The sequence below is a fragment of the Corynebacterium sp. S5S1 genome (assembly GCF_001913985.1).
GTDB lineage: Bacteria > Actinomycetota > Actinomycetes > Mycobacteriales > Mycobacteriaceae > Corynebacterium > Corynebacterium marquesiae.
In genome coordinates this window covers 1-535 of the sequence record NZ_MKXT01000086.1, presented here as the reverse complement: position 1 = coordinate 535, position 535 = coordinate 1, and the positions used below count along the sequence as shown (strand labels likewise).

Sequence of the window (535 nt, the reverse complement as noted above, 5' to 3'; positions counted from 1 at the left end):
CGACGTGCCTTGTGCAGACCAATCTTCTTACGCTCCACGGCACGAGCGTCACGAGTGAGCAGGCCAGCCTTCTTCAGTTGGTCACGCTCAGCAGGGTTGTAAACGTTCAATGCACGGGCAATAGCCAGACGCAGTGCACCGGACTGACCGGTTGGGCCACCGCCGTGAAGGGTGACCTTGATGTCGAACTGATTCTCGCGCTCGAGCAGAGTCAGTGGGGTCATGATGTCCTGCTGGTGCAGCTTGGATGGGAAGTAATCCTCGAAGCTACGACCATTGACAACAATCTGGCCGGAGCCTTCCACCAGGCGAACACGAGCGACGGCGCGCTTACGACGACCGACGGTCTGGATTGGGCCCTCGTGGATTTCTGGAGCAGCGGTTTCTACCTCGTCGGAAGCTTCCGGAGCCAGGGAATCACCGATGGTGTTGGTGAACTGCTCAGTAGCTGCGGTTGCGGCAGCGATATCGGAAGCGTCAGCGACGGTGTTTTCTTCAAAGTTCTGATCAGTCATTACTGTGCCACCTGCTTAAA

At 57.4% G+C, this 535-nt stretch carries 1 protein-coding gene; it reads right to left on the bottom strand.

From position 1 onward, the window contains the following. Positions 1–515 (bottom strand): 30S ribosomal protein S9 (rpsI, locus tag BKN05_RS12335; RefSeq protein ID WP_286688768.1); only part of this gene is annotated, 515 nt, incomplete at its 3' end. Between the last annotated feature and the right edge of the window lie 20 nt (positions 516–535).